This is a genomic window from Actinocrinis sp. (genome assembly GCF_035938995.1).
GTDB lineage: Bacteria > Actinomycetota > Actinomycetes > Streptomycetales > Catenulisporaceae > DASZGI01.
Map to the genome: position 1 here is coordinate 1 of NZ_DASZGI010000182.1, position 6781 is coordinate 6781.

Consider the following 6781-nt stretch of genomic DNA (forward strand, 5'->3'; position numbering starts at 1 on the left):
CGCAATGCCGTCAGCCGGCGGACGATCCTGCGCGGCGGGGTGACCGCAGCGGGAGCCGCGTTCCTGCTCGGCGGCGGCTTCGGCGCCGTGCGCGCCTCCGCCGAAGACCTGGCCTCGACCGGCACCATCGCCGGGGGCTTCGTCGTCAACGGCCGGCACCTGTCCTTCGGCCCGAACCCGCGGCGGCAGATGTGGGTGGCCGGGCAGCTGTTCAACCTCAACACGTACAACGCCGTGCCGTCGGGGATCAGGGTCGAGGTCGAGTACGGCCACGACGCCGACTACGGCCACGCCGCCGCCGCGGAGATCAGGGAGCTGATCACACACGTGCCGGTGTGGAACGGCGTGCCGGCCGGGCCGATCACCGCATCCACGACCGACCTGCTCAACGCCGACCAGTTCTACGTACACGCCCTGCTCGACGGCCTCGAGCCCGGCCAGACCTACCACTACCGGTTCACCTACACGAAGAACGGTGAACGCGGCCACACCCCGGACGCGACGTTCACCACCGCCCCGGACGCGCGCTGCTCGCTGGCCCCGTTCACCTTCACCGCCTACGGAGACCAGGGCATCACCGGAGCGCCCGGCACCGGGCTCACCCTCGACAACGCGCCGTCGTTGCAGCCGGAGTCCTCGACGCACATCACCGACGACTACTACGACCCGAGCGACCCGGACTACTACAACCCAACATCATCCAGCGCGCCCACCGACATCTCGCCCGTCGCCGCGCTCGTCACCCAGATCACCCGCGTGCGCAACCCGATCAACCACACCCCCTCGCGGTTCACCCTGCTGGCCGGGGACATGTGCTACGCCAATCCGAGCGGAAACGCGCAGCCGATCATCAACCCGGACGGGGCCGGCGGCACCCAGCCCGGCGACAGCAGCACTCCGGCTCCGGTGCCGAACAGCGGCGGCTGGGACGACTTCGACCCGTACGTGTGGACCAGCTACCTGAGCACCATCGAACCCAGCTCCGCGTTCACTCCGTGGATGTTCAACACCGGCAACCACGACGTCGAGCTGTTCACCTCGTCGCTCGACGCGGACCTCGCAACCGTGGACGCCTACGGCGAACTCGGCTACGGCGGCCACGCGCAACGCCTGGACATGCCGACCAACGGACCGGGCGAATGCCCGTCGGTCTACAGCGTGAGCTATGGCAACGTGGGCATCGTCAGCGCCGACGCCAACGAGCTGAGCTGGGAGATCCAGGGCCTGCTCGACTACAGCAAGGGCGCGCAGGCCTCATGGCTGCGCCAGCGCCTGGCCGCCTTCCGCGCCGACCCGGACATCGACTTCATCGTCGTGTTCTTCCACCACTGCGCGTTCTCCACCTGTAACGGACACTCCTCCGACGGCGGGGTGCGCAAGGTCCTCGCCCCGCTGTTCTCCGAGTTCGAAGTCGATCTCGCCGTACAGGGGCACAACCACATCTACGAACGCTCCAACCCGATCCGCTACGACACCGCGACGAACACTGGGTCCTCCTCCGTGCAGGCGACCTCCCTCTCGCCCAGGGAAGCGGCGGTGGTACACCCGCAGACTGACGGCACGACGTACGTGACCGTCGGATCGGGCGGGCGACCCCGCTACGGCTGGTCGGGCGCGGCCGAGTCCGACCGCAACTTCCTCGTCGGCGTCGACACCGGCGCGCCCGGCAACGGCACGGTGATCCAGGCTGACCCCGCCACCGGAGTCGGACCGTCGGCGGCCCAGCTCGACTTCACCCGCACCTATGAGACCGTCGACTGGTCGCAGGCCCGCTACCGCGATTACGCGTTCATCGCCCTCGACGTGGTCCCGGCGACTCCGGAAGGCCGGGCCACCATGACGCTGCGGGCGATCAACGAGCAGGGAGTCGAGTTCGACCGCGTCGTCTTCAGCCGCGACATCCGCCGCAGAGCCCCGCGGGAGCGTTAGTCAGCAAGCCGACATCCACTGATCGCCGGGTCGGGTGCCGGATAGGCGGCTCCGCTGGTCCGCACCCGATCCGGCGGCGAGCATTGAAGACGGGCTCCCGCGGCCGAACACGACCTTCCGAGCGTCTGTAACGCATGCGGGTCCATGCCCGAGCCCCTTGTGCCGAACCGCCATTGGGTGAGATTGTCGACCACCGTCAGGGCAGGGACGGCATGAGGGCGAGGGCTTCTCGGGCTATGCCGGCGGCCGGTTCGGCCCCATCGGCAATAGCGTTGAGCCGGGTGCGCCACCGTGTCCATCGGGGAATGCAGAACATTTCCCCTTCGTCCTCGGGATGCTTGGCCGCGAGTGCGGCGAGCAATGGTCCGCAATAAGTCAGCCACGCCATGACGACCGGCAGCCGATCCTCGGGTTCACCGCCAGTGCCCATTTCACGCAGTTGTTCCGGGGTCGACTCCAGAGCATCGCGAAACGCCCATATGGCCCAGAGCGTGAAATCGACGGCGCCGGTGACAGCGCGGCCAGCCGCAGTCACCTGAGCGGCGAACGCGTTCAGGTTGCGGTACGTATGATCGAAATCGCCGTTCAACGCCTCGCGCATCTGCGGTCCGAACAGCGGAAGTTCGTCCCAGACGCGTATGCCCCAGACCCGGCATTCGTCACCACCCGGCTCGCGCGTGAGAACGCCGCGGCGCTGGAGTGCGAGGACGAGGTCAACCAGTTTGGCCTGGGTCGCCTCCTCCGGGGTGATCGCGGTTTCGATCAACGCCTGCCACGCGTCCCAGAGCAGTATTTCCACACCTCGCTCGTCGTCCGGTCCGGGCTGGCGGAACGCGCGCTCGATCGGACCGGCGAACCAGTCGACCGCAACCGGCAGCGTGCCGCCGCCGGTTGCCCCCAGGTAGTCGCTGAGGATCGCGTCGTAGTATTCGATGATCGCGCTTTCCGTTTCCGCCGGATCGTCGCGCGGGAAGGATGTCACCGGCCCACGGTGGCAACCGGTGCAATGTCCTGTCAACTGCCATGCCCGGCTCTCGGATGGCTCGGCGCAGCCCTGCACATCCGGCAGCATTTCTTGAGCCAGATATCAGCTCTCGATAAGGAAAGCGATTCGGCGCGCAGCTATGTTGCGGGCACGACGGTGTGACGGTAGGCGTGCGGCGGGGGCGGCCCCACGATTGGTGACCGTTCGCCGCGGCGCTCGCTTACGAATCGTTTCCGCCAACAGGAGCCGGTGTGCCTGTAAGACACGGAAAGCATCTGCCATGCACACGCGCACGCGCCGCACTATTGGATTGCATCTGCGGTCGAATCGGCCGATCGAGCCCTGGTGGCGTCTCGCGGAGCGCTATCGCTTCATCGACGTCTTGACGTGCCGCGACGGGGTGTCGACCGGCGAGGGGATCCCTGCACGCCCAAGCCTGCTGCCGGGCGCGGCGCTCAACGTGGTCGCGAGGCACTGCGAAGCAGAGGCTGACGTCCAGTTGATGTTGGACGGCAGCGGCCTTAGCGTCGGTGTGCTTCGGCACGAACTGTCCGCGCTCCTCCCGAACATCCTGGACGGTTGCGCGCGGCGGGGCCTGAGCGTCGGACGGCCTGTGGTGGTTCGCCCCTATAGCCGCTGCGGTGTTGAGGCGGTCGGGCGGGAACTCAACCCACGGATTGTTCTGTTGATCACCGCGCATCGAGGCTGGCGGGAGCGCGCGGCGCGCCTGACGGCGGTTGTCGCAGTAGGACCCGTGTGGGGTGTGTATCCCACCTTCAGCGTGCGGCTATGCGGTACAGCGCGCACAGACGGGTTTGCGTGGGCTCCCTCAAGAAGCGAAGACTCTCATGCGGTGGAGCTAGCGCTCGACCTCGTTTACATGCTGGCGGTCAGCCGGGGGTGTCACCCGATCCCGCTGCCCGGCCTCGCGTCCTCCGACACCTCACGTGGTCGGCCGGGCTGGAAGCCGGACGGATTGCACGGGACAAGCCGATGACCACCGGCGAGTTGGCTGGTCTAGGGAAAGGTTTCCGGGTGGCCGTTCGGAGTTCCTGGCACCGGGTAGCCAGCGTCAAGAAGAACTGCGGATACGCCGGGAACCTTCATTGACACATCGGGAAGTTGCGCAAGCTCGTGGGCTCGGCGGCGCGGCCTGGAGCGGGAGGGATGGAGCGGTTCCCCGCCAGAGTGGCCTCGGCGGGGAACCGCTCGTCGTCGACACTCGCTGTCCGCAGTAGGTGCGGGGGAGCGGAACTCGACTGGACTGTGCCGTCGTGTCAGAACCCGCTGTCGCCGGGACCGCGGTTGATGGTGTAGTTGCCGGGGTTGTTCAGGCCGCCGGAGGCGGCGCCGGTGACCGTGACGTAGTTGGCAGTCATGCTGCCGGTGACGTTGTTGATGTCGATGCCGTAGGTTCCGGCGCCGTTGATCGCCAGGTGGTCAAGCGTCAGGTTGCTGATCTGCTTGCCATAGCTGAGCAGCACGCCCTGGTACGTCGCGTTGGTGATGGTGTTGTTCTGCACGGTAACCGGCTGGGTGATGTCATATTGCTCCGCGTAGATCCACAGCGCGCCGAGCGATGAGTTCCAGTTCGAGTTGAACGAGCCGGCTCGGATCATCGCGTTGTTCGCGACCATCGTCGGTCCGGTGAAACCGCCGCCGAACCACGTGCTGATCGTGATGCCGGAGCCGAAAGCCACCGTGTCCGTGACCAGGTTGCCGTCCACGCTGTTGTTCGCGCCGCCGTAGACGCCGATGCCGTTGGCCTGGATCGGCGACTCGACTGTGTTGAGGTCGAGCGCGCAGTTGGTGACGAAGCCGTTCTCCGAGTCGAGCGCGAGTTCGTCGTCGCCGGTGTTGCGCACCTGGGTCTGGTCGACCCGGGAGTTCGTAGTGCCGCCGTTGAAGTGCACTCCGTCGGCGAACACGTCGCGCACGCGCGCGCCGGTCACATACAAGCCGTTGCCCGAGTCGGTCCAGATGCCGACCTTGGTGTGCTCGATCCAGACGTCGTAGATAAGCGAACCCGGGTTGAAGTTCCCTTCGATGCCTGCCGCACCGGAGTTGTTGTTGCGGGAGGTCTGATCGCCGGTCATGCTCAGGTCTGCTATCAGGTTCTTGCCTCCGGTGGCGAACAGGCCGCCGGAGCCGTTCACCGAGGTGGACTGGATCGTGGTGTACCACTCGCCGGCGCCGCGTACCGCCACGTTGTTAAGGCTGAGCTGGCCGGAGATCAGGTAGGTCCCGGCCGGGAACCATAGGCCGGTTCCGGTGCCGGACAGCGCGCTCAGGGCGTTGTTGATAGCGGAGGTGTCGTCGGCGCCGCTGTTCGGGGTCACACCGTAGTTCGTGATCGAGGTGTATCCGGTCGGCATCGTGTACGCCGCGTCGACCTGCTCGGCGTCGACGACGTCGATCGTGTACGACGATGCGTTGTCTCCGGAGTCCTTCTGAAGCTTGAGCACGGTGCCTGCGGGCCAGTTTCCGATCAGTGCGCGGGTCTCGTCGTAGAAGTGGTGCGCCGGGCCGTTGCTGGGGGAGTGGGTGTCTGTGTAGCCGCCGCCGTACAGCCACGAGTACTGAGTCGTCAGGTTCAGATCCTGGATGTGGTTGCCGTTCGCGTACAACGCGAGGGCGGCGGTGGCCGTCGAGCCGTCGGAATTGTCAGGGATCGAGTACCGCAGCACGATCGAGTTCGCGGCCTGGGTGAGGCTGAACTGCACGTACTGGCCGGTCGAGGTCAGCTGCACGGCCTGGCGGGCGGTGGATTCGGCCTGGATGCTCGGGTACGAGGTGCTGGCGGACAGGACTGCGCCGTTCGTCTGCGCTTTCGCGGCTGGGTACTCGACATACGGCACGGTCGCACCCTGCGCCGCGAGCGCGGCGCCGCCGGTGACTGTCACGTGGTCGATGGCGATGTTGCCGCTGTCGCCGGAATCGGTCTGATAGCCGATCAGGTTCAGTCCGGTGCGCAGGCTCAGGTTCGTGCTCGCGTTCAGCCAGCCGTTGCCGGCGGGCAGGCTGAGCTGCTGGTTCTTCACGCCGTTGAGGTAGAGCGAGATGGTCTGCGTGGAACCGGTGGTGTTGGCGTACGCGAGGGCCACGGGATAGCTGCCGGCGGACGGCGCGTCGGCGTCGATGATCACCTCGGCGCCCTGCGTCGTGAAGCCGGTCAGGTATCCGGTGCCGGTGTAGCCCGGGATCGAGGTGGCGACGCTCGGGCCTCCCTCGAAGTACGCGGTCTCGGCCTCATAGACCTGGCCGGACGGCGGGGGCGTAGAACCGGACGGAGATGCAGATGGAGACGCGGACGCCGAGGGCGAACCGCTGGCAACGCTCACCTGGGTCACGGTGAGGTTGTCGAGGTTGACGTTGCCGGTGTCGGTGGTGTCGAACTTGTAGGCGACGGTGTTGTTGCCGGTGTTGAGGGTGACGTTTTCGGTTTCGGTGGTCCAGGTGTTCCAGTCGGCGGTGACGGGCAGGGTGATCTGCTTGAGTTTGGAGCTGTTGGTGTAGAGGGAGAGGGTCATGGTCGAGCCGGTGCCGTTGGAGTAGCGCAGGGTGAGTGCGTAGGTGCCGGCGTTGGGTGCGTTGACGGTGAAGGTCGTGTCGGCGGTGCCTTTGTTGGTGTCGGTGTATCCGGCGACGAATCCGGTTCCGGTGTAGCCGGTGTGATCGGTGGCGACGACCGCGCCACCCGACAGCGACGCGTTCTCCGCCTCATACACCGTCGCTGCTGTCACGGTGAGGTTGTCGAGGTTGACGTTGCCGGTGTCGGTGGTGTCGAACTTGTAGGCGACGGTGTTGTTGCCGGTGTTGAGGGTGACGTTTTCGGTTTCGGTGGTCCAGGTGTTCCAGTCGGCGGTG

General features: G+C 66.5%; 3 protein-coding genes. 1 reads left to right on the top strand and 2 read right to left on the bottom strand.

The window, feature by feature from the left end:
- A partial coding sequence (locus VGZ32_RS12920) for a metallophosphoesterase (RefSeq protein ID WP_326886219.1) occupies positions 1-1929 on the top strand: 1929 nt, incomplete at its 5' end.
- A 196-nt stretch (positions 1930-2125) separates the two neighbouring features.
- Here the strand turns inward: VGZ32_RS12920 and VGZ32_RS12925 are convergent.
- Both VGZ32_RS12925 and VGZ32_RS12930 read right to left on the bottom strand, forming a co-directional pair.
- Entirely contained in the window at positions 2126-2911 is a 786-nt protein-coding gene (locus tag VGZ32_RS12925) for a DUF3632 domain-containing protein (protein WP_326886220.1), read from the bottom strand.
- Positions 2912-4191: 1280 nt separating this feature from the next.
- The coding region (locus VGZ32_RS12930) for a carbohydrate-binding protein (RefSeq protein WP_326886221.1) at positions 4192-6781 on the bottom strand (2590 nt) is incomplete at its 5' end.